The sequence below is a fragment of the Mesorhizobium liriopis genome, assembly GCF_024053505.1.
GTDB classification, from domain to species: domain Bacteria; phylum Pseudomonadota; class Alphaproteobacteria; order Rhizobiales; family Rhizobiaceae; genus Mesorhizobium_B; species Mesorhizobium_B liriopis.
Genome location: NZ_JAMXQS010000008.1, coordinates 101,399 through 121,623, shown reverse-complemented (window position 1 = coordinate 121,623; position 20,225 = coordinate 101,399). Strand labels below are relative to the sequence as shown.

Annotated in this window: 19 protein-coding genes and 1 other RNA gene; 13 read left to right on the top strand and 7 right to left on the bottom strand. The window is 63.6% G+C overall.

Annotation, left to right across the window (positions count from 1 at the left end; all coding sequences use genetic code 11):
- Nucleotides 1-41 precede the first annotated feature (41 nt).
- Nucleotides 42-1,037: an LLM class flavin-dependent oxidoreductase gene (locus tag NGM99_RS16930; protein WP_252821072.1), complete on the top strand. Its 996-nt coding sequence runs from the start codon at nucleotides 42-44 to the stop codon at nucleotides 1,035-1,037.
- Here NGM99_RS16930 and NGM99_RS16925 read toward each other — a convergent pair.
- Both NGM99_RS16925 and recR read right to left on the bottom strand, forming a co-directional pair.
- Nucleotides 1,034-2,275, bottom strand: coding sequence for a lytic murein transglycosylase (locus NGM99_RS16925; protein WP_435371448.1), 1,242 nt, complete (start codon nucleotides 2,273-2,275; stop codon nucleotides 1,034-1,036). The two genes, NGM99_RS16930 and NGM99_RS16925, sit on opposite strands and share 4 nt — an antisense overlap.
- Before the next feature lie 41 nt (nucleotides 2,276-2,316).
- Entirely contained in the window at nucleotides 2,317-2,922 is a 606-nt protein-coding gene (gene recR, locus NGM99_RS16920; protein ID WP_252821070.1) for a recombination mediator RecR, read from the bottom strand.
- A 148-nt stretch (nucleotides 2,923-3,070) separates the two neighbouring features.
- On the opposite strand from recR, the gene NGM99_RS16915 reads away from it, so the two are divergent.
- Nucleotides 3,071-3,412, top strand: coding sequence for a hypothetical protein (locus NGM99_RS16915; protein ID WP_252821068.1), 342 nt, complete (start codon nucleotides 3,071-3,073; stop codon nucleotides 3,410-3,412).
- Between the two features lie 28 nt (nucleotides 3,413-3,440).
- Here the strand turns inward: NGM99_RS16915 and NGM99_RS16910 are convergent, their stop codons facing one another.
- From NGM99_RS16910 to ffs, 3 genes are all read right to left on the bottom strand, one after another.
- A complete protein-coding gene (locus NGM99_RS16910; protein ID WP_252821067.1) occupies nucleotides 3,441-3,764 on the bottom strand; it encodes a YbaB/EbfC family nucleoid-associated protein in 324 nt (107 codons plus the stop codon).
- A gap of 12 nt (nucleotides 3,765-3,776) precedes the next feature.
- Complete coding sequence (locus NGM99_RS16905) at nucleotides 3,777-5,591, bottom strand: DNA polymerase III subunit gamma/tau (protein WP_252821065.1); 1,815 nt, start codon at nucleotides 5,589-5,591, stop codon at nucleotides 3,777-3,779.
- Between the two features lie 156 nt (nucleotides 5,592-5,747).
- Nucleotides 5,748-5,845: signal recognition particle sRNA small type (gene ffs / locus NGM99_RS16900), an RNA gene on the bottom strand.
- 128 nt (nucleotides 5,846-5,973) lie between these two features.
- On the opposite strand from ffs, the gene NGM99_RS16895 reads away from it, so the two are divergent.
- The 3 genes from NGM99_RS16895 (at nucleotide 5,974) to NGM99_RS16885 (ending at nucleotide 9,021) form a co-directional block, all read left to right on the top strand.
- Nucleotides 5,974-6,393: an HIT domain-containing protein gene (locus NGM99_RS16895; RefSeq protein WP_252821063.1), complete on the top strand. Its 420-nt coding sequence runs from the start codon at nucleotides 5,974-5,976 to the stop codon at nucleotides 6,391-6,393.
- 5 nt (nucleotides 6,394-6,398) lie between these two features.
- Nucleotides 6,399-7,307, top strand: a complete 909-nt coding sequence (nudC, locus tag NGM99_RS16890) for an NAD(+) diphosphatase (protein WP_252821061.1) — start codon at nucleotides 6,399-6,401, stop codon at nucleotides 7,305-7,307.
- Nucleotides 7,308-7,389: 82 nt separating this feature from the next.
- Nucleotides 7,390-9,021, top strand: coding sequence for a phosphoethanolamine transferase (locus tag NGM99_RS16885; protein WP_252821059.1), 1,632 nt, complete (start codon nucleotides 7,390-7,392; stop codon nucleotides 9,019-9,021).
- On the opposite strand, the gene NGM99_RS16880 is transcribed toward NGM99_RS16885, so the two are convergent.
- Nucleotides 9,018-9,884, bottom strand: coding sequence for a prephenate dehydratase (locus NGM99_RS16880; RefSeq protein WP_252821057.1), 867 nt, complete (start codon nucleotides 9,882-9,884; stop codon nucleotides 9,018-9,020). The two genes, NGM99_RS16885 and NGM99_RS16880, sit on opposite strands and share 4 nt — an antisense overlap.
- Nucleotides 9,877-10,617: a 3-deoxy-manno-octulosonate cytidylyltransferase gene (locus NGM99_RS16875; RefSeq protein WP_252821055.1), complete on the bottom strand. Its 741-nt coding sequence runs from the start codon at nucleotides 10,615-10,617 to the stop codon at nucleotides 9,877-9,879. Before NGM99_RS16875 ends, NGM99_RS16880 begins: the two co-directional genes overlap by 8 nt.
- Before the next feature lie 202 nt (nucleotides 10,618-10,819).
- Between NGM99_RS16875 and NGM99_RS16870 the strand changes: the two genes are divergently transcribed.
- The 8 genes from NGM99_RS16870 (at nucleotide 10,820) to NGM99_RS16835 (ending at nucleotide 20,222) form a co-directional block, all read left to right on the top strand.
- Nucleotides 10,820-11,545 carry a c-type cytochrome gene (locus NGM99_RS16870; RefSeq protein ID WP_252821053.1) on the top strand — a complete coding sequence of 242 codons (726 nt, stop codon included), beginning with the start codon at nucleotides 10,820-10,822 and terminating at the stop codon, nucleotides 11,543-11,545.
- Nucleotides 11,546-11,727: 182 nt separating this feature from the next.
- Nucleotides 11,728-13,602, top strand: a complete 1,875-nt coding sequence (locus NGM99_RS16865) for an extracellular solute-binding protein (protein ID WP_252821051.1) — start codon at nucleotides 11,728-11,730, stop codon at nucleotides 13,600-13,602.
- Nucleotides 13,599-15,467 (top strand): extracellular solute-binding protein, encoded by a 1,869-nt coding sequence (locus NGM99_RS16860; RefSeq protein WP_435371447.1) that lies wholly within the window; start codon nucleotides 13,599-13,601, stop codon nucleotides 15,465-15,467. Before NGM99_RS16865 ends, NGM99_RS16860 begins: the two co-directional genes overlap by 4 nt.
- A 219-nt stretch (nucleotides 15,468-15,686) precedes the next feature.
- Entirely contained in the window at nucleotides 15,687-16,775 is a 1,089-nt protein-coding gene (locus NGM99_RS16855; protein ID WP_252821049.1) for a microcin C ABC transporter permease YejB, read from the top strand.
- A complete protein-coding gene (locus NGM99_RS16850; protein ID WP_252821047.1) occupies nucleotides 16,768-17,919 on the top strand; it encodes an ABC transporter permease in 1,152 nt (383 codons plus the stop codon). Before NGM99_RS16855 ends, NGM99_RS16850 begins: the two co-directional genes overlap by 8 nt.
- A gap of 55 nt (nucleotides 17,920-17,974) precedes the next feature.
- Nucleotides 17,975-18,217, top strand: coding sequence for a type II toxin-antitoxin system VapB family antitoxin (locus NGM99_RS16845; protein WP_252821046.1), 243 nt, complete (start codon nucleotides 17,975-17,977; stop codon nucleotides 18,215-18,217).
- Entirely contained in the window at nucleotides 18,214-18,606 is a 393-nt protein-coding gene (locus NGM99_RS16840) for a type II toxin-antitoxin system VapC family toxin (protein WP_252821044.1), read from the top strand. Before NGM99_RS16845 ends, NGM99_RS16840 begins: the two co-directional genes overlap by 4 nt.
- Nucleotides 18,603-20,222, top strand: coding sequence for an ABC transporter ATP-binding protein (locus NGM99_RS16835; protein ID WP_252821042.1), 1,620 nt, complete (start codon nucleotides 18,603-18,605; stop codon nucleotides 20,220-20,222). Before NGM99_RS16840 ends, NGM99_RS16835 begins: the two co-directional genes overlap by 4 nt.
- The last annotated feature ends 3 nt before the right edge of the window (nucleotides 20,223-20,225 follow it).

Below are 20,225 nucleotides of genomic sequence, written 5' to 3'. Positions count from 1 at the left end.
CTCCCATATGGAATGAAACATTTCCGTTCAGGAGACATCTCATGGCCGACCTTTCGGTTCTCGACCTCGCCCCGGTGCCCGAAGGTTCGAGCTCGGGCGATGCGCTCAGAAACTCCATCGACCTTGCGCAGCACGCGGAGAAGCTTGGCTTCAAGCGCTATTGGATGGCCGAGCATCACAACATGGCGGGTATTGCGAGTGCTGCGACCGCCGTGGCGCTCGCCCATGTGGCCGCCGCCACTTCCACGATCCGTGTCGGCTCCGGCGGCGTGATGCTACCCAACCACGCGCCGCTGGTGATCGCCGAACAGTTCGGCACGCTCGCCGCCCTCCATCCCGGGCGCATCGATCTGGGCCTCGGCCGCGCGCCGGGCACCGACATGGGCACGGCGCATGCGCTGCGACGCAGCCTCAACCAGGAAGACGATTTTCCGCGCTCCGTCATCGAGCTGATGCGCTACTTCAAGGGTGATCCCGGCTCGAACGTGCATGCCTTTCCCGGCGAGGGCGAGGAAGTGCCGGTCTGGATCCTCGGCTCCAGCCTTTATGGCGCCCAACTCGCGGCCATGCTCGGCCTGCCTTACGCCTTCGCCTCGCATTTCGCGCCGGCAGAGATGGAAAGCGCCATTCGCATCTATCGCGAACGCTTCGAGCCCTCCGAACAACTCGACCGGCCTTATGTGATGCTGGGCCTCAACGTCTTCGCCGCCGACACGGACGACGAGGCGCAACTGCTCTTCTCCTCGCTCCAGCAGGCTTTCGTGAACCTGCGCACGGGCCGCGCCGGCAAGCTGCCGCCGCCGGTTGAAGCTTATGAAGAAAACCTCGATCCGCGCTTCAAGCCGATCCTCGCCTCGGCGCTCTCATGCTCGGTGGTGGGCGGCCCGGATGTGGTCCGGCGCGGCGTGGCGGAATTCGCGGCGCACACCGGCGCGGACGAGCTGATGGTGACGGCACAGATATTCGATCATCAGGCGCGCAAGCGCTCGTTCGAAATCCTCGCGCAGTCGTGCGAGGAGCTGAAGCAAGCGGCCTAGCGAACCGCTTTCACCAAAGCGGCATTCGGATAGCACGTGGCAGGCTGGCCTTGGGCGGTCTGCCACTCGCCGATCGAACGACGCGTGCGAAAGCCTGGCAAGCCATCCGCACCACCCGTGTCGTAACCCTTGGCGCTCAAAGCGCGCTGGAGGCTCGCCACGTCCGAGCGCATCAGACCCTCGACCGGCTGCCATGTGCCCGCAAACCCGCTCTTCGCGCCACCGATGCGGTCCGCGCCGTGACCGATGAAGAGGGCGTAAAGATCGCTCTCATTGTATTCCTTGAGCACATAGAAATTCGGCGTGACGAGGAATGCCGGCCCCGAGCGGCCGGCGGGCAGCATCAGGAAGCCTTCCTTGTTCATCTCGGCCTTCGGAAACGGCCTGCCGTTCGCGCGGGTGATGCCGAGCTTGGCCCATTCGCCGAACTTCTTGCCGCGATCCGGTCCTTCGAGCGCGCAGGAGACGCTTTCGGGCAAGTTCACCTCGAAGCCCCAGTCGCGCCCCTTCTGCCAGCCATAATGGTCGAGGTAGTTGGCGATGGAGGCGAGCACATCGGGCGTCGAGGTCCAGATATCGACATGCCCGTCGCCATCGCCATCGACGGCGTTCTTCAGGAACGAGGTCGGCATGAACTGCGGCTGGCCGAGCGCGCCCGCCCAGGACGAACGCATATCGGCGCGCGTCACGCGCCCGCTTTGGAGCATCTGGAGGGCTGCGATCACTTCCGCGCGGAACATCTCCTTGCGCGTCGAAAGAAAGGCCTTGGTGCTCAGAACCTCGAAGGCGTCGTAGGGAATCTTGGCCGCACCAAAGCCCGACTCACGACCCCAGACGGCCAGCAGCACCGGCCCCGGCACGCCGCTCTGCTTCTCGATCCGCGCCAGCGTGCGGGCATTCGATTGCAGGCGCGAGCGCCCGCCATTCACCACGGCGTCCACGGTCTTGGGCGCGAAGTAGGCAGCAGGCGAGCGGAACTCCGCTTGATGCTGCTTGGTGGGCGTTTCCGGCTTCTGGCCGGGCAGGACAAGGTCGGGCAGTTTCAGGTTGGGCTCGACACCCTTGAAGGCCGCGTCGAACGTCGCCTTGGAGACGCCGGCCTTCTTCGCGTCAGGCCAGAGGTCGGCGGAGAGCCAGGTCTGAAACTGGTCATCGATGGGCGCCGCCTGGACCGCGCCCATTAGCGGCAGCGATGCGAGGCAGGCGAGAAGCGTGGTGCGGATCGTGGAACGTACCATGGGCGGCACCCTAACCCACGCGGCCTTGCCTCAAACAGTCTCTAAAATGCCGTGCGGGCACGGAGAGCGGCGGACAATGTACCCTCGTCCAGATAGTCGAGTTCGCCGCCGACCGGCACGCCGTAGGCAAGCCTCGTCACACGCACATCCATGCCGCTCAGCTGATCGGTCAGGTAATGCGCCGTGGTCTGGCCCTCGACGGTGGCGTTCACGGCGAGCACCACCTCCTTGATCTCGCCTTCCGCCACGCGCGACACGAGCTGGCGGATGGTAAGCTGGTCAGGCCCGATTCCGTCGAGCGGCGAAAGCGTGCCGCCGAGCACATGGTAGCCCGCGTTCAACGCGCCGGCCCGCTCGAGCGCCCAGAGATCGGCCACGTCCTCGACCACGATCACGGTCGCCGGATCACGGCGCGGGTCGGAACAGACCGTGCAAGGATCGGTCGTATCGACATTGCCGCAGCGCGAGCAGACGCGGACGTTCTCTGCCGCGCTGGTCATGGCCTGCGAGAGGGGGACCAACAGCTGGTCTTTCTTCTTGATGAGATGAAGCGCTGCGCGGCGCGCCGAACGCGGGCCCAGACCCGGCACGCGGGCGAGTAGCTGGATCAGTTTCTCGATCTCGGGGCCGGCGATGCGCTTGGACATAAACGAAAACAGCTCGAAATGGGGACAGCGACAAAAAGCTTTTGCGCCCGCTGTGAAGCTATGGCGAGCGTGTTTCAGAAAAGCGGAACTGATAAGGAGAATATAGGGTTTGCAGCCAAAGACTTTAATCCTCGCAGCGACTTTTCTGGTGTCGCTCCTCGTCGGCATCGCCGATCCGTTCATTCCTCTAGGCGGGGCGGCGGAATTCTGGATCGGGATCGGAGTCACACTCGCTTTCGGCTTATTGATCGCAAGGTGGTGCGTCTGGGATGCACGCGAGCGAAACTATCCCGTTAAGCGCTCCCTGATCTGGCTGGTGGCAATCTTCGGCGTCTTTGCCCTGATCTTCTACTTCTTCCGCTCTCGCCCAATTGGCTCCGCTCTTCTGGCTCTGCTCGCGACAATCGCCCTGATCGTGGTCAACGGCGTGTTTTTCGTGGCAGGCACGATCATCGCAGATCTTTGGCTCGGCAACCCGATTAGTTGGTAGACCGAGCCGATTGGCCAAAGCCGCCTCTCTAAAAAGGCAGCTTCATCCCCGGCGGGATCGGCAACCCGGCCGTCAGCGACTGCGTCTTTTCCTGCATCTCGGCCTCGACCTTCGCCCGTGCGTCGTTGAACGCGGCCAGCACCAGATCCTCCAGGATCTCCGCCTCGTCAGGCTTCACCAGCGAAGGGTCGATCTTGAGCGAGCGCATCTCGAACTTGCCCGACAGCGTGACTGAAACCAGCCCGCCGCCGGAATTGCCGGTGGCTTCGAGATTGGCGATCTCTTCCTGCATGGACTGGAACTTCGCCTGCATCTCCTTGGCCTTGCCCATCAGGCCGAGCAAATCCTTCATCCCGTCGATCTCCTAATCGTTGTCGTCGTCATCGGCCTCGATAGGGTCGAGGCCGGGCGTGTCGGGCGCGTCCGTAGACATTTCCGCCTCAGCGACTTCGTCGTCCGAAACCGCGATGCGGACATCGGTGATCTTGGCGCCGGGAAAGCGGGCGAGGATCTCGGCAACCGTCGGATCGGAGCGCGCATCGGTGAAAGCGTCCTCGCGGCGCGCGGTCTCGATCTCGCTGAGCGTCTTGCCGCCCTCGCGTTTCGAGACCGAGACGAACCAGTTCTGGCCGGTCCATTTGCGCAGGCGCGTGGTCAGATCGGTCGCAAGCGTCGGTGGCGCGTCCTCCGTGAAGCTCACCTCCATCTTGTTCTGCTCGATCTTGACCGGGCGCACGCAGCGCTTGAGCAGAACCTTGAAGGCGAGATCGCGATGCAACTCGGCGAGGCTCACCACATCCTGAATGGTCCCCACGCGCGGACCGGTCTCGACGGGCGCCTCCGCCACGGGTTCCGGCGCGCGGCGCATGGTGGCGGCGGGCCCGGATGTGGACGGCGCATAGCTCTGCATCGGCGGCGGTGCGCCGTCGCCATTGGTGGGGCGCGGCGTCGCAGGCAGCGAGCGGGCGGTGACGCCGTTCGACGCCGCGCCGTTTTCGAGCGAGCGCAAGGCTTCGTCCAAGGTCGGCAGATGCGCGGCATGTGCGATGCGGATCAGCACCATTTCCGCGGCACTCGCCGGACGCGGCGCACCGGCAACCTCGCTCAAGCCCTTCAGGAGCATCTGCCAGGCCCGCGACAGCACGGCGGTGGACAGCGATTTCGCGAATGCCCCGCCCCGCTCGCGCTCGTCGGGCGTCAGCGTCGCATCCGTGCTGTTTTCGAGAAAACGCAGCTTGGAGACGAGATGGGTGAACTCGGCGAGGTCGGTCAGCACGGCGGACGGATCGGCGCCGGCATCATACTGCGCGCGAAACTCGGTCAGCGCCTGCGCGACGTCACCCTTCATCAGATGCTCGAAGAGATCGACCACACGCGCGCGGTCGGCCAGACCCAGCATGTCGCGCACGGCCTCGGCGGAGACCGCGCCGCCGCTATGCGCAATGGCCTGATCGAGAATGGACAACGCGTCGCGCACCGAGCCTTCGGCCGCGCGTGCGACCAGCGCCAAGGCATCGCCTTCGGCCTCCACGCCCTCCTTGCTCATGATGCCCTGCAGATGGGGCACGAGCACATTGGGCTCGACGCGGCGCAGGTCGAAGCGCTGGCAACGCGACAAGACCGTGATCGGCACCTTGCGGATTTCGGTCGTCGCGAAGATGAATTTCACATGCGGCGGCGGCTCCTCCAGCGTCTTCAGCATCGCGTTGAAGGCGCCGCCCGAAAGCATGTGCACTTCGTCGATGATATAGACCTTGTAGCGCGCGGAAACCGGCGCGTAGCGCACCTGTTCGAGCAGGTCGCGCATATTGTCCACGCCCGTATGCGAGGCCGCGTCCATCTCGATCACATCGACATGGCGGCCTTCCATGATGGCCTGGCAGTGCTCGCCGGGAACAGTCAGATCGACCGAGGGCGCGTTGATTTCCGCGGTCTTGTAATTGAGCGCACGCGCAAGGATGCGCGCTGTGGTGGTCTTGCCCACGCCGCGCACGCCGGTCAGCATCCAGGCTTGCGCAATGCGGCCGCTGCTGAACGCGTTGGTCAGGGTGCGGACCATCGGCTCCTGGCCGATCAGCGAGGAAAAGTCGGCGGGGCGGTATTTGCGTGCGAGGACGCGGTAGCCGGTCTTGTCGGTCCGGCCGGCCTGCCCCGCTTCGCTGCCTTGCGTGTCCGCCATCCGCTTTTCGAACTCTCCAGACGCAACCCGAATATCGTCGGGCCGACTGTCGCCGGGCATCGTTCGCCCGTCAACCAACAGGCGTTCAATTCCACGGCGCTTCAGATTTTCATTCAGCCGCCCGGCGCGCGAACCGCGCCGCAAGCGGGATGAGAGGTGGGAGGCTGGCACGATGACCCGTGCCGGGGCTCGTTAGGGCTGCTTCCTTCCGGACCTGACCCGGTTGGCGAGTGGCTCGTCCACCACCAACCTCCCGAAAAGACATATCGGCAATCGGAACAGGGAATGCAAGCCGGGATTTGAGTGAAAAGCACCTGCCCACCCTTGCTCAAGGTCAGGGCGCGCTCTAGCCTTTTGCCTATAAGATAAAGAGGGAACGCCGATGCTTCCTGGCCTCAAGGCCGGTTTCGAGCTCGACCGCAGGCTCGAAGGTGACAGCGAGCCCGTGATGTGGCTCGGCCTGTGCGAGTTGCGAATGATGGACGATGCGCGCTGGCCTTGGCTGATCCTCGTGCCGCAGCGGCCGGGCATCGAGGAAGTGCACGACCTGACACCACTCGACCAGACGATGCTGACATTCGAGACCAATATGGTGGCTCAGGCGCTCAAGCGCGTGTCCGGCTGCACCAAGATCAACACCGGCGCGCTCGGCAACATCGTGCGGCAGCTGCATGTGCATGTGGTCGCGCGCTCGGAGAACGATGCCGGATGGCCCGGCCCAGTCTGGGGCTACGGGCCGCGCGAGCCCTACAAGCCGGATGCGATGCGCAGGCTCGCCGAACGCGTTCGCGCGGCACTTTAGCCTCCATGCCCTTCCCTCTTTGGAATGCGCCCGAGCGCGAGGCCAGCGCTTTCAACGGCTTCGCCGGCAATCGCATCGATCGCCGCTCCGAGCAGCGCGGTGACGACGACATCGAGCGGGCTCTGGCCGATCCTTCGGCGCGGGTTCTGCTCGTCGCCAATGGACAGGTCTGGACGCGCGAAGGCCGAACCAGCTTCGCCCCCTCGGAGATCGGCGGGCTCCCGGGCTTGACCGTCCTGCTTGGCTGGAACGAGACCCATCCGGTTCTGGCACTCGCCCCGGAAGGCGAGCCACAGTCAGGTTTCGAAGCCGTGCCCCTGCGCGGGCTTTATGCGCAAGGCACACCCGACGAAGCGCTGATGGGTGCGCTGGCGCAAGCCAATGCCCTGCTCAACTGGCATGCCAACAACCGGTTCTGCGCGCGCTGCGGACATCCGAGTGAAATGCGCGGCGGCGGCGTCAAGCGCGCCTGCCCATCCTGCGCTGCCGAGCATTTCCCGCGCACCGATCCGGTGGTCATCATGTTGACCGTCCAACCCGATGCCTGCCTGCTCGGGCGCGGCGCCCACTTCGCGCCGGGCATGTATTCGGCACTGGCCGGCTTCATCGAGCCCGGCGAGACGATCGAGGATGCGGTCCGGCGCGAGACCTTCGAGGAGTCAGGCATCCGGCTCGGCCGCGTCGCCTACCACGCCAGCCAGCCCTGGCCCTTCCCCCATTCGCTCATGATCGGCTGCTTCGGCGAAGCGCTCGACACCCAGGTCGATGCAGATTTGGAGGAGCTCGAATCCTGCCGCTGGTTCTCGCGCGACGAGGTGCGGCTGATGATCGACAATGCCCATCCCGACGGGCTCGTCATCCCGCCGCAGAGTGCGATCGCCTCGCAGCTGATCCGCTTTTGGGCGGAGAACTGAGCGAACGCAAAGACGCCGGCTCAATTCCGACGCAATCGAGGTGGCTTCAATCCACGCGGCTCATCCGCTGAAGTCCTCCACCATGCGTCTTTTCCGCCCCCGCCTTTCCAGCATCGCGCTGGCTGTCCTTACCGCCGCCTATCTTCTTGCGGTCCTCAACCGGACCTTCTGGGCGCATGCGCTGACCTATTTCGACCACTCGCCGATCGAAGGCTTCAGCTTCGCGCTTGCCTTCGCCCTTCTGATCATCGCTCTCTGCGTGAGCTTCTCCGCGAAATATGTGATCAAGCCCGTGCTGGTCCTTTTCGTGATCGTTTCGGCGGCGGCCTCCTATTTCGTGGATGATTTCGGCATCGTCATCACGCGCGACATGGTGCGCGATCTCTTCAACACCACGCCCGGGGAAGCCGGCAGCTTCATGAGCCCGGCGCTCGTGATGCACATGGTGCTCTACGGGCTGCTGCCGAGCCTGTTCATTCTGTGGGTCGAGGTTCGCCATGAGCCTTTTCTTCGCAAGCTCGCACATAACAGCGCGGTGGTGTTTCCACTGATCTTCGCCGCCTGCGGGCTGATCTTCCTCAACTATGCCGGCCTTGCCTCGACCTTCCGCGAACACGGCGATCTCCTGGAAAGCTCGAATCCCGGGGGGCCCATCACGGCGGCGGTGAAGTTCGGTGTGGTCAGCTGGCGCAATGCGCACGCCACGCTGGAGCCGATCGGGCTCGATGCCCGTCATGAAGCCAATGCGGCCCGTCCGCCGCGCCTTGCCGTGATCGTGGTGGGCGAAACCGCACGCGCACAGAATTTCGGGCTGAACGGCTACGAGCGCGACACAACGCCTGAACTGCGCGAAACGGAAGCGATCAACTATCCCCATGCCACCAGCTGTGGCACCTCCACCGCCGTTTCCGTGCCCTGCATGTTCTCGAAATATGGGCGCGCCGACTATTCCGACTACAAGGGCCTCTCGACCGAGAACCTCACCGACGTTCTCAAGCATGCGGGCATTCCCGTGGTCTGGTGGGACAACAATACCGGCTCCAAGGGCGTCGCCGACCGGGTCGAGTATCATCGCATGGGCAACAAGAATCCGGCCGAATGCGAGGGGGGCGAATGCTACGACCAGACTTTGCTCGACGGGCTCGATCCGTTTCTGGATGGCGTGAAGCAGGATACGGTTCTGGTTCTGCACATGCTGGGCAGCCACGGGCCGTCCTATCACAAGCGCTACCCCGCCGCGTTTCGCCGCTTCGAGCCTGAGTGCCTGTCAGCCCATCTCACCGACTGCAGCCGAGCGGAGATCGTCAACGCCTATGACAATTCCCTGCTCTATTCCGACCACATCCTCGGCGAGGTGATCCGCAAGCTGAAGGCGCGCGATGGGCGGATCGAGCCGGCGATGGTTTTCGTGTCGGACCACGGCGAGTCGCTCGGCGAAGACGGGCTTTACATGCACGGCACACCCTATTTCATGGCGCCCGCCGAGCAGACCCATGTGCCGATGGCGGTCTGGCTGGGCGACAGTTTCACGAAGGATGCCGGCATCGACGCAAGCTGCCTGCGCGCCCATGCCGACGAGAGCGTCTCGCAGGACAACCTGTTTCCATCCATGCTCAGCCTGATGGATGTCGAGACAAGTCTCCGAAAGCCGGCGCTCGACCTCTTCGCCCCATGCCGCAAGACTGCGCCGAGAGTGGCGCAGGTGGGGTCTTAACCGTCGAGCACCTGCGTGTCGCGCCACTCATGCGCGGGATAGACGCCAAGAATGCGCACCTCGCGCGAGAAGAAGTCGAGCTCCTTCAGTGCCTGTGCCACATTCGGGTCGTCCGGATGGCCTTCGATGTCGGCATAGAACTGGGTCGCGAAAAAAGTGCCGCCGAGCTGGTAGGACTCGAGCTTCACCATGTTGACGCCATTGGTCGCGAAACCGCCCATGGCCTTGTAAAGGGCGGCCGGAATATTGTGCACGCGGAAGACGAAGGTCGTCATCATGCGCTGCCCGGAATGCGCGCGCGGCGCCCAGTTCTTGTCGCGTGACAGCACCACGAAGCGGGTGACGTTGTTTTCCGTGTCCTCGACGTTCTCGGCGACGATATCGAGCCCATAGAGCGAGGCCGCAAGGCGCGGCGAAAGGGCTGCCTGCGTCGGGTCGCCCATGTCCCGAACGAGGCGCGCAGCACCCGCCGTATCGCCGGCCACCTGCTTGGTCCAGCCATTTTCGCGGATCACCTTGCGGCACTGGCCGAGGGCATGGATGTGACTGTGGACGGTCTTGATCCGTTCGATCTTCGTGCCCGGCAGCACCATCAGCTGAAAATGGATCGGCAGGAAATATTCGCCGACGATGTGGAAGCCGGACTCGGGCAGAAGGTGATGAATATCTGCCACGCGGCCCGCGATCGTGTTCTCGATCGGGATCATGGCGAGTTCGGCCGCGCCCGAGGCGAGTGCCGCGAAGGCGTCCTCAAAGGTCGCGCAGGGCAACGGCTCCATGCTCTCGCCGAACACGTTGCGGCAGGCGGTATCGGAGTTGGCACCGGGTTCGCCCTGATAGGCGATGCGAGGCGTGTCAGCCATGGTGATCGCCTGCCAGAAGCTCGCGGGCGCGCTCCAAGTCCTCGGGCGTATCGACGCCAAGGGGAACGCCGCCGACGAGGGCCGCATCGATGCGCATGCCCGCTTCCAGCGCGCGCAGCTGTTCGAGCTTCTCGCGGCGCTCAAGCGTCGAGGGCTTGAGCGCGACGAAACGCTCCAATGCGTCGCGGCGATAAGCGTAGAGGCCGACATGGTGAAACAGCGGGCCATCGCCGTAAGGCGCGGTGGCGCGGGTGAAATAGAGCGCGCGCAGACGCTTCTCCGAACGCGGCGAGCCGACGATCTTCACCACATTCGGGTTGGTCTTCTCATCCTCGCGCGTGATCTCGACCCCAAGCGTGCCGATGGCAACCTCCGGGTCGTCGAGAAGGGCCAGCGCATCCGAGATCAGTGCGGGGTCGAGCGTCGGCAGGTCACCCTGAACATTGACGATGCGGTCGGCTTGCGCCTCAGGATCGACGAGGTTCAGCGCTTCCCAGATGCGGTCCGAGCCCGATTCGTGATCGGCGCGGGTCATCACCGCCTCGAAGCCGTGATCTTCCACCGCCCTCTTCACGCCCTCGTCGTCGGTTGCCACCACCACGCGGCCGGCACGGCTTTCAGCGGCACGGCGCGCGACGTGGACGATCATCGGCGCGTCACCGATGGGAGCCAGCGGCTTGCCCGGCAGGCGGGTCGAGCCGATGCGGGCGGGGATCAGAACCAGAGTGCTCATGGCCAGAATGCTCGAGGAAGGGGCCGGAAGGATGGCGAAAAGTGTCAAAACGCCTCATGGGCGCGGGCCCTTATAGGTGTTGCGCGGGTCGGGCAAAAGACCTAGTTTCGCCGCAATTTCAAAGGGCGCTCCGGGAGGATGGCCCACGCCAGCGCGCGCTTGAGGAGAGCGCGGCCAGCAGGCCTGAGTGGTAGAGGCAGGGATGGATTCCTTCGAGATCAACAAGATCCTCGGTGCGGTACTGGGTGCCGCTTTCATGGTATTCTCGGTGGCGATCGTGTCCGATGCCCTGTTTGCCGCTCCCGTTCCGGAAAAGCCCGGCTATGCCATCGAGGCGACCGAGGAAACGGGCGGCGCCACGGCCGAGACTGCCGCTGCCGTGCCGATCGGCCAGCTTCTCGCCAATGCCAATGCGGAAGCCGGCGCCACCATCTTCAAGAAGTGCCAGGCCTGTCATTCCGGTGAAAAGGGCGGCCCGAACAAGGTCGGTCCCGACCTGTGGGACGTGGTCAATCGTCCGGTCGCAAGCCATGAGGGCTTCGCCTATTCGGCCGGCATGAAGGAATTCAGCCAAGGCGGTTCGCAGAAGTGGGACTTCGAGCACCTCAACGGCTTTCTTCACGGGCCTAAATCATATGTGAAGGGCACCGCGATGAGCTTCGCCGGCCTCAAGAAGGATGACGAGCGCGCGAACCTGATCGCCTACCTGCGCACGCTGTCCGACAACCCGGCTCCTCTGCCGGCAGCCGATGCGGCGCCGGCACCTGAGAACACTTCGGCCCCTGCCGGCTCGGCGCCTGCTGCCGGCGAAGGCGCCGCAGCTCCCGAGGCTCCCGCAACCGCGCCGGCCGGCGAACCGGCGACCGGCGCACCGACGGGTGCAGCCCCCTCGGGTGCCACGCCTGCCCCTGCGGCTCCCGCACAGTAAGGCGGCACGCCCGCAATAACGCCGTTTTCATCGGTGCACTCTTGAAAAAGCCAGGTTTCGCCTGGCTTTTTTGTTATGAGCGTTTCCATTCGAAGCGTATTCGCTTCGCCGTCGGATAATGCGGCAGGAATATACCCCAAGGGGATCTGTATGTTCGCTGAAACGAGAACGAAAGGTCGGGAATGACGCGAAGCACTGTCCGTGGGATTGCCTGGGGCACCGCAGCCGTCCTGTTTGCCGTCTCAAACGCATGGAGCGCGGACTGGCAGACCTCTTCTTCCCTGCTCGGCGATAGCAAGTACGGCCAGAACTTCCAGCACTACGACTATGTGAACCCTGACGCTCCGAAGGGGGGCACGCTCAACACGGTGTCGCCCGGCACTTTCGACAGCTTCAACCCGTATATCGTACGCGGCACACCGGCCGCGGGCTTCGGCGCCTTTGGCGGCGGGCTCCTCTACGACACGCTGATGGAACAGTCGGTCGATGAGCCCAGCGTCAGCCATGCGCTGGTCGCAGAAGCCTACAAATACCCCGACGACTATTCCTCGGCGACCTATCGCCTCAACCCTGCCGCCAAATGGCATGACGGACAGCCGATCACCGCCGAGGACGTGATCTGGTCGTTCAATGTGCTGAAGAAGAACAGCCCGCAATACAACCGCTACTACGAGAACGTTTCGGAAGCCGTGGCGCTGAACGACCATGAGGTAGAGTTTCGCTTCGACCAGAAGGGCAACCGCGAGCTGCCCAAGATCATGGGCGACCTCGCAGTGCTTCCCAAGCATTGGTGGGAGGGTACGGACGCGCAAGGGCGTAAGCGCGACATCACCCAACCCACGCTCGAACCGCCACTGGGTTCGGCCGCCTACAGAATCGAAAGCTTCAAGCCGGGCTCGGAGATCGTCTGGGCCCGCGTGCCGAACTATTGGGGGGCGAAACTGCCGGTGAAGCTCGGCCGCGAGAATTTCGACAAGCGGCGCTACACCTATATCCAGGACGAGAACGCCGCCTTCGTCGCTTTCACCAAAGGCGGGCTTGAGGACATCAATCCCGAGAACAGCTCGCGCCGCTGGAACACGGCCTACAATTTCCCGGCCGTACAAGCCGGCGACGTGATCAAAAAGGAATTCGAAGCCTCGTCCCGCGCATTCATGCAGGGCTATGTGATGAACACACGCCGCCCGCTCTTTCAGGACGTCCGCGTGCGTCAGGCCCTCACTTACGCCTTCGATTTCGAAACCATGAACCGCACGGTGCTGTTCAATTCGAGCAAGCGCACGTCGAGCTATTATGTCGGCAGCGAACTCGCATCGAGCGGCGTGCCTCAGGGCCGCGAGTTGGAGATCCTCTCCGAGTTCAAGGATAAGCTGCCCCCCGCCCTCCTCACCGAACCCTTCAAGCTGCCGGTCTACGATACCCCCCAAGCCGAGCGCACCAATCTGCGCGAAGCGGTTCGCCTCCTCGGCGAAGCCGGCTGGGCGATCAAAGGCCGGCAGATGGTCAACGCGAAGACGGGCGAGGTCTTCCGTTTCCAGATGCTCGGCAAGGATGCGACCGACGAGGTGATCTTCAACCCGCTGATCACCAATCTGCGCAAGATCGGGATCCAGGCCGACCTGCGCATCGTCGACCCGACGCAATATGTGAACCGCGTCAACGGCTTCGACTTCGACATGATCACCACCACGCTGCCGCAGTCGGATTCGCCCGGCAACGAGCAGCGTGACTACTGGTCGACGCGCGCGGCGGACGCGCAGGGGTCGCGCAACTATTCGGGCATCAAGAACCCGGTCGTGGATGCGCTGATCGACAAGGTGATCTTTGCCAAGGATCGCGACGAGCTGCTCGCCACCACGCATGCGCTCGACCGGGTGCTGCTTTGGAATTTCTACGTGATCCCACAATATCACCGGCCCGAGGTGTGGCTCGCCTACTGGAACAAGTTCGGCATTCCCGCCAAACAGCCGACCTATATCGGGCCGGACGTGGAATCCTGGTGGGTTGATCCGGAAAAGGAAAAGGCGCTCGCCGCGAAATACCGGAGCGTGCAGTGAGAGTGCCGCTCGGCATCAGCCGGCGCGGGTTTCTCGCGCTTGGCGGCGCAGCGCTCGCGGCACCGCTTCTCTCGCATAAAGCGTTTGCCGCGCTGCCGACGGACAGGCCTCTGCACGGCATGTCGGCCTTCGGCGATCTGAAATATCCGGCGGACTTCCCGCATTTCGACTACGCCTCGCCGGATGCGCCCAAGGGCGGCACCTTCAACTTCTCGCCTTCCTACTGGTATTTCAACCAGAGTCCCCTCACCTTCAACACGCTGAACTCCTACGCGCTACGCGGCGAAGCTCCGCCCCGCATGGAGATGTGCTTCTCCTCGCTGATGGTCTCGGCCCTGGACGAGCCGGATGCGATCTATGGCGAAGTGGCGCGAAGCGTCACGATCGCGCCCGACCGCAATAGCTTCCTTTTCCGCATCCGCCCCGAAGCCCGTTTCCATGACGGCACACCGATCAAACCCAGCGACATCGCCTATTCGTTCAGGCTCCTGAAGGAGAAAGGTCACCCGCAACTGATGCTTCCCTTGCGCCGCATGGCAGCGGCCGAGAGTGATGGCGAGACCTTCAAACTCGTGCTCGATGGCAAACAGTCGGCACGTCTGATCCTGCAACTCGCAGGGTTCCCCATCTTTTCCGAAGCCGACATCGAGGCGAACGGCTTCGAACGCGCGGCGACCGCGCCGCTTCTCGGCTCGGGCCCCTACAAGGTCGGCCGCGTGGCACCGGGCCAATCGATCGAATATGAGCGCGTGGCGGATTTCTGGGGGCGCGACCTTGGCGTCAATCGCGGCCTCTACCATTTCGACCGCATCCGCATCGAGTTCTACGGCGACCGTCAGGCTGCTTTCGAAGCCTTCAAGAAAGGCGATATCAAATATCGCGAGGAAGCGACGAGCCGGATCTGGGCGACCGGCTACGACTTTCCGGCAGTGCAGGAAAAGCGCGTGGTGAAGCGCGAATTCTCGTCCGAACTGCGCCCCGTCATGCAGGCTTGGGCGCTCAACCAGCGCCGCGCGCAGTTCAAGGATATGCGCGTGAGGCAGGCCATCGCACTCTGCTTCGACTTCGAATGGACGAACCGAAACCTCTTCTTCAACGCCTATGCGCGCTCGCAGTCGCCCTTCGAGCGTTCGGACTTCAAGGCGGAAGGCGTGCCATCGCCCGAGGAACTGGTGCTGCTCGAACCCTGGCGCGGCAAGATCCCCGATGCAGCGTTCGGCGAAGCCGTGATCCAGCCGGTGTCCAACGGCTCAGGCCGCGACCGCAAGCTTCTGGGCCAGGCCGCAAGGCTTCTCAAGGAAGCTGGCTGGGAGCGCGCTGGGGCGCTCGTGCGAAAGGATGGCGGCACGCTCGTGCTCGAAATCATGGTCGAGGACGATTCGCTTGCCCGCGTCATGGGTCCATTCGTGGAGAACCTGCGCGCGGTGGGCGTGGATGCCCGCATCCGGCAGGTCGACTCCACGCAATACGAAAAGCGTCAGCGCAGCTTCGATTTCGATATGGTGATGATGGCCGCATCCTTCACCGCGACGCCGACGCGCGACGAAGTGCTCGACAGCTTTCATTCCGACACGGCCAGCAGCGAAGGCTCGCACAACTTGCCGGGCACGGCCGACCCTGCGGTGGATGCCCTGATCGATGCCGCGGGGGCGGCCGAAACTCGCGCGGAGCTTGCGGTGGCGCTGCGTGCGCTCGACCGGGTCTTGCGCGCGCGGCTCGACTGGATTCCCAATTGGTTCTCGGCGAATCACAAGTCGGCCTATTGGGATGCGTTCGGCTTCAAGGAGCCGAAGCCCGATTACGGCTTCCCCGTCGAGGCTCTCTGGTGGTGGGACAAGGCGAAGGCGCAAGCGATTGGATTATGACGTGAGGCCCGGCCGCGAGGCTGAGGCCAGAGCAGTTTCCAGCCCTGGCGCATTGTCGGCACGGAGGCGATTTTGGTTCAGCACAAGGCGCGAGGAGGGCGCGATGCCACCGCATCGTAACCGACGAGGGCCGCGCGGGCTGGAGCAAAAGCGCCCCGCCGCGAAAGCGGGCGCCCGAAGGGCGATGACGGCGGTGCGGCACGGCGGGAAGCTGCTCTAGTGGGCGCCTATCTCTTACGCCGCATCCTGCTGATGATCCCGACCATCTTCGGCATCATGGCGATCTCGTTTCTCGTGGTCCAGTTCGCCCCAGGCGGCCCCGTCGAGCAGGTCATCGCGCGCCTGCAGGGCCAGGCCGGCGACGGCTTGGGCGGAGGCGGCGCGGATATCGGCAACAGCCAGCTCGACGTGGGCGGCGAAAGCTCGCGCTATCGCGGCGCGCAAGGGCTCGATCCCGAATTCATCGCAAGCCTCGAAAAACAGTTCGGCTTCGACCGACCGCCGCTCGAACGCTTCGGCAAGATGCTGTGGGATTATCTCCGCTTCGACTTCGGCGACAGCTATTTCCGCGACATCTCGGTGCTCGACCTGATCCTCGAGAAAATGCCGGTCTCGATCTCGCTCGGCCTCTGGATCACGCTGATCTCCTACCTGATTTCGATCCCGCTCGGCATCCGCAAGGCGGTGCAGGACGGCTCGCAGTTCGACATCTGGACGAGTGCGGTGGTGATCGTCGGCTATGCGATCCCCGGTTTTCTCTTCGCGATCCTCCTGATGGTGCTTTTCGCCGGCGGCTCGTTCTTCGACTGGTTCCCGCTGCGTGGTTTGACCTCGGAGAACTGGAGCCAGTTGTCCTGGCCGATGAAGATTCTCGATTATTTCTGGCACTTGGCCCTGCCGCTCACAGCCATGGTGCTATCGGCCTTCGCGACCACCACGCTTCTGACGAAGAACTCCTTTCTGGAAGAAATCCGCAAGCAGTATGTGGTCACCGCGCGCGCCAAGGGCCTGTCCGAGCGGCAGGTGCTTTACGGCCATGTATTCCGCAATGCGATGCTGATCGTGATCGCGGGCTTTCCGGGCGCCTTCATCTCGGCCTTCTTCACCGGCTCGCTTCTGATCGAGAACATTTTCTCGCTGGATGGCTTGGGGCTTCTCGGCTACCGCTCGGTGCTCGACCGCGATTATCCGGTGGTCTTCGCCAATCTCTACATCTTCTCGCTGATCGGGCTTTTCGTGGGGCTTTTGTCCGACCTGACCTATACCTGGATCGATCCGCGCATCGATTTCGAGAAGCGCGATGTTTGAAATCCAGCTCAAGGCCGAAGTCGAGAAGGTGCGCGAGGTCCCTGCGCGCATCTGGCTATCGCCCCTCAACAAGCGGCGCTGGCAGAACTTCAAGGCGAACCGGCGCGGATACTGGTCGCTCTGGATTTTCCTCGTCCTTTTCGTGCTCACCTGCTGTTCGGAGCTGATCGCCAACGACCGCCCGCTCATCGGCATGTACAAGGGCGAGTTGATCGTGCCCGTGGCAGTTGATTACCCGGAAGAGAAGTTCGGCGGTTTCTATGCCGTCACCGACTATCGCGACCCGGTGATCCAGGACGAGATCGAAGCGAATGGCTGGCTGATCTGGCCGCCCGTCCGTTATTCCTACCGCACGGCGAACAACGAAATCCCTGAAGCCGCACCCGCCAAGCCGTCATGGATGTATTCGAAGGAGGAGCGTTGCGCGCGCTACCCGCAGGGCGTGAACGATCGGAACTGCACGGTCGGCAACTGGAACTGGCTCGGCACGGATGACGGCGCGCGCGACGTGCTGGCGCGCGTCATCTACGGCTTCCGCGTGTCCGTCTTCTTCGGCCTCTTGCTCACGATCGGCTCTGCCGTGATCGGCGTGTCGGCGGGTGCCGTGCAGGGTTATTTCGGCGGCTGGACGGATATCATCTTCCAGCGCTTCATCGAGATCTGGTCGGCGATCCCAGTGCTTTATCTCTTGATGATCGTTGCCGCGATCCTGCCGCCCGGCTTCTTCATCCTGCTCGGGCTGATGCTGCTTTTCTCATGGGTCGGCTTCGTCGGCGTGGTGCGCGCGGAATTCCTGCGCGCGCGCAATTTCGAATATGTGAATGCCGCCCGCGCTTTGGGTGTGCCCAACCGCACCATCATCGTCCGGCATCTGTTGCCCAACGCGATGGTCGCGACGCTCACCTTCTTGCCCTTCATCCTCAACGCCTCGATCTCGACGCTGACCTCGCTCGACTTCCTCGGCTTCGGCCTGCCCCCCGGCTCGGCTTCCCTCGGCGAGTTGCTCAAGCAGGGCCAGCGCAACCTGAACGCGCCTTGGCTGGGGCTTTCCGGCTTCGTCGTGATTTCGCTGATGCTGTCGCTGCTGATCTTCATCGGCGAAGCCACGCGTGACGCTTTCGATCCGCGGAAGACGTTTCGATGAGTCAAAGGGCATGGTATAATCGCTGCGACTTTCTACCATGGAGCTTGTCATGGGCATGAACATCAAAAGCGATGAGGTCGAGCGTCTCGTCCGTCAACTCGCGGGTGAAACCGGCGAAAGCCTGACCGAGGCGATCCGGCGGTCGGTCGAGGAGCGCTTGGCACGTGTCCACCGGGATCGTGATGTGGCCGAGCGGATCAGAAAGATCGACGCGCTTCTCGCTAACCTTCCCCCCGTTCCGCCCGGCGTGACGAGTGACCATTCCGACCTCTATGACGAAGATGGTTTGCCCGCGTGATCGTTGATGCATCCGCAATTCTCGCCATCATGCTGAACGAGCAGGATGGCGCCGGCTTCAAGACGTTGATCACGTCCAGGAGCGGGCCGCACGAGATTTCTGCCGTCAATTATCTGGAGGTCGCGATCCGGGTGGACCGACTTCGCGATGAAGAGTGGTCGGAAGGTCTCGATTCCCTCATGGCGCTACTTGGGGTCGAGGTCGCTCCGGTGACAGCCGACCAGGCTGTCGCGGCGCGTCACGCCTATCGCCAGTTCGGCAAAGGCAACCACGCCGCCAGACTGAACCTCGGCGACTGCTTCGCCTACGCCCTTTCCAAAGCCCGCGGCGAACCTTTGCTCTACAAGGGCGACGACTTCCGCCAGACCGATGTCGAGGCAGCCGCTTGACCGAGCCTTTGCTTTCCGTCCGCGACCTGTCGGTGTCCTTCGGCGGGCCGAAGCCGGCCGTGGACCGTATTTCGTTCGACATCGCCAAGGGTGAAACGCTGGCGCTGGTAGGCGAATCCGGGTCGGGCAAGTCGATCTCGGCCCTTTCTGTGCTGAAGCTGCTGCCCTATCCGCAGGCGAGCCATCCATCCGGGCAGATCATGTTCGGCGGCCAAGACCTGTTGCAGCTCGACGAGAAGCAGTTACGGCGGGTGCGTGGCAACAAGATCGCGATGATCTTCCAAGAGCCGATGACCTCGCTCAACCCGCTTCACACGATCGAGCGGCAGATCGGCGAGGTACTGAAGCTCCATCGGGGACTGCGCGAGCGTGAGCGGCGGGCGCGTACGCTGGAACTCTTGCATGAAGTCGGCATCCGCGACCCGGAAAAGCGGCTCGCCGCCTATCCGCATCAGCTGTCGGGCGGGCAGCGCCAGCGCGTGATGATCGCCATGGCGCTCGCCAACGAGCCGGACCTCCTGATCGCCGACGAGCCGACCACGGCGCTGGACGTGACCGTGCAGGCGCAGATCCTCAAGCTGCTGGCCGAGCTCAAGACCAAGAACAACATGTCCATGCTGTTCATCACCCACGATCTGGGCATCGTGCGCCGCATCGCCGACCGTGTCTGCGTGATGACGAAAGGCAAGATCGTCGAGGAAGGTCCGACGCGAGACATCTTCGCCAATCCGCGGCACGACTACACGCGCCACCTGCTCGCCGCCGAGCCAAAGGGCCAACCGCCGGCCGTGCTGGAGACGGCGAAGCCCGTGATGACGGGCCGCGACGTGAAGGTGTGGTTTCCGATCAAGGAAGGCTTCTTCCGCAAGACCGTCGACCATGTAAAGGCCGTGGACGGCATCGACATCGAGCTGCGCGCGGGCCAGACGGTCGGCGTGGTGGGCGAGTCCGGTTCAGGCAAGACGACGTTGGGTCTGGCGCTCTGCCGTATGATCTCGTCAAAGGGCGAGATCCGCTTCGAGGATAAAAGCATCGACAAGCTCTCGTTCTCCGAGATGCGGCCCTTGCGCAGCGAGTTGCAGATCGTGTTCCAAGACCCGTTCGGCTCGCTCTCACCCCGTATGTCGGTGGGTGAAATCATCGAGGAGGGGCTGAGGATCCACGAGCCGAAGCTGAATGCGTCCGAGCGTGACACCCGCGTGGTCGATGTGCTGCGCGAGGTCGGGCTCGACCCCGAAACGCGCCACCGCTATCCGCACGAGTTCTCCGGCGGGCAGCGCCAGCGCATCGCAATCGCGCGTGCCATGGTGCTTTCGCCGCGTTTCGTGATGCTGGACGAGCCCACTTCCGCGCTCGACATGAGCGTGCAGGCGCAGGTCGTGGACCTGCTGCGCAACCTGCAGGCCAAGCACGACCTTGCCTATCTCTTCATTTCCCACGATCTCAAAGTGGTGCGCGCGCTAGCGAACCATGTGATCGTCATGCAGAATGGGCGCATCGTGGAACAGGGACCGGCGAAGGACATCTTCGAGCGCCCGCAGACGGATTATACCAAGGCACTGATGGCCGCCGCCTTCCGCATCGAAACCGCGCCGCAAGGCGCAGTGGCCGACTAGGGT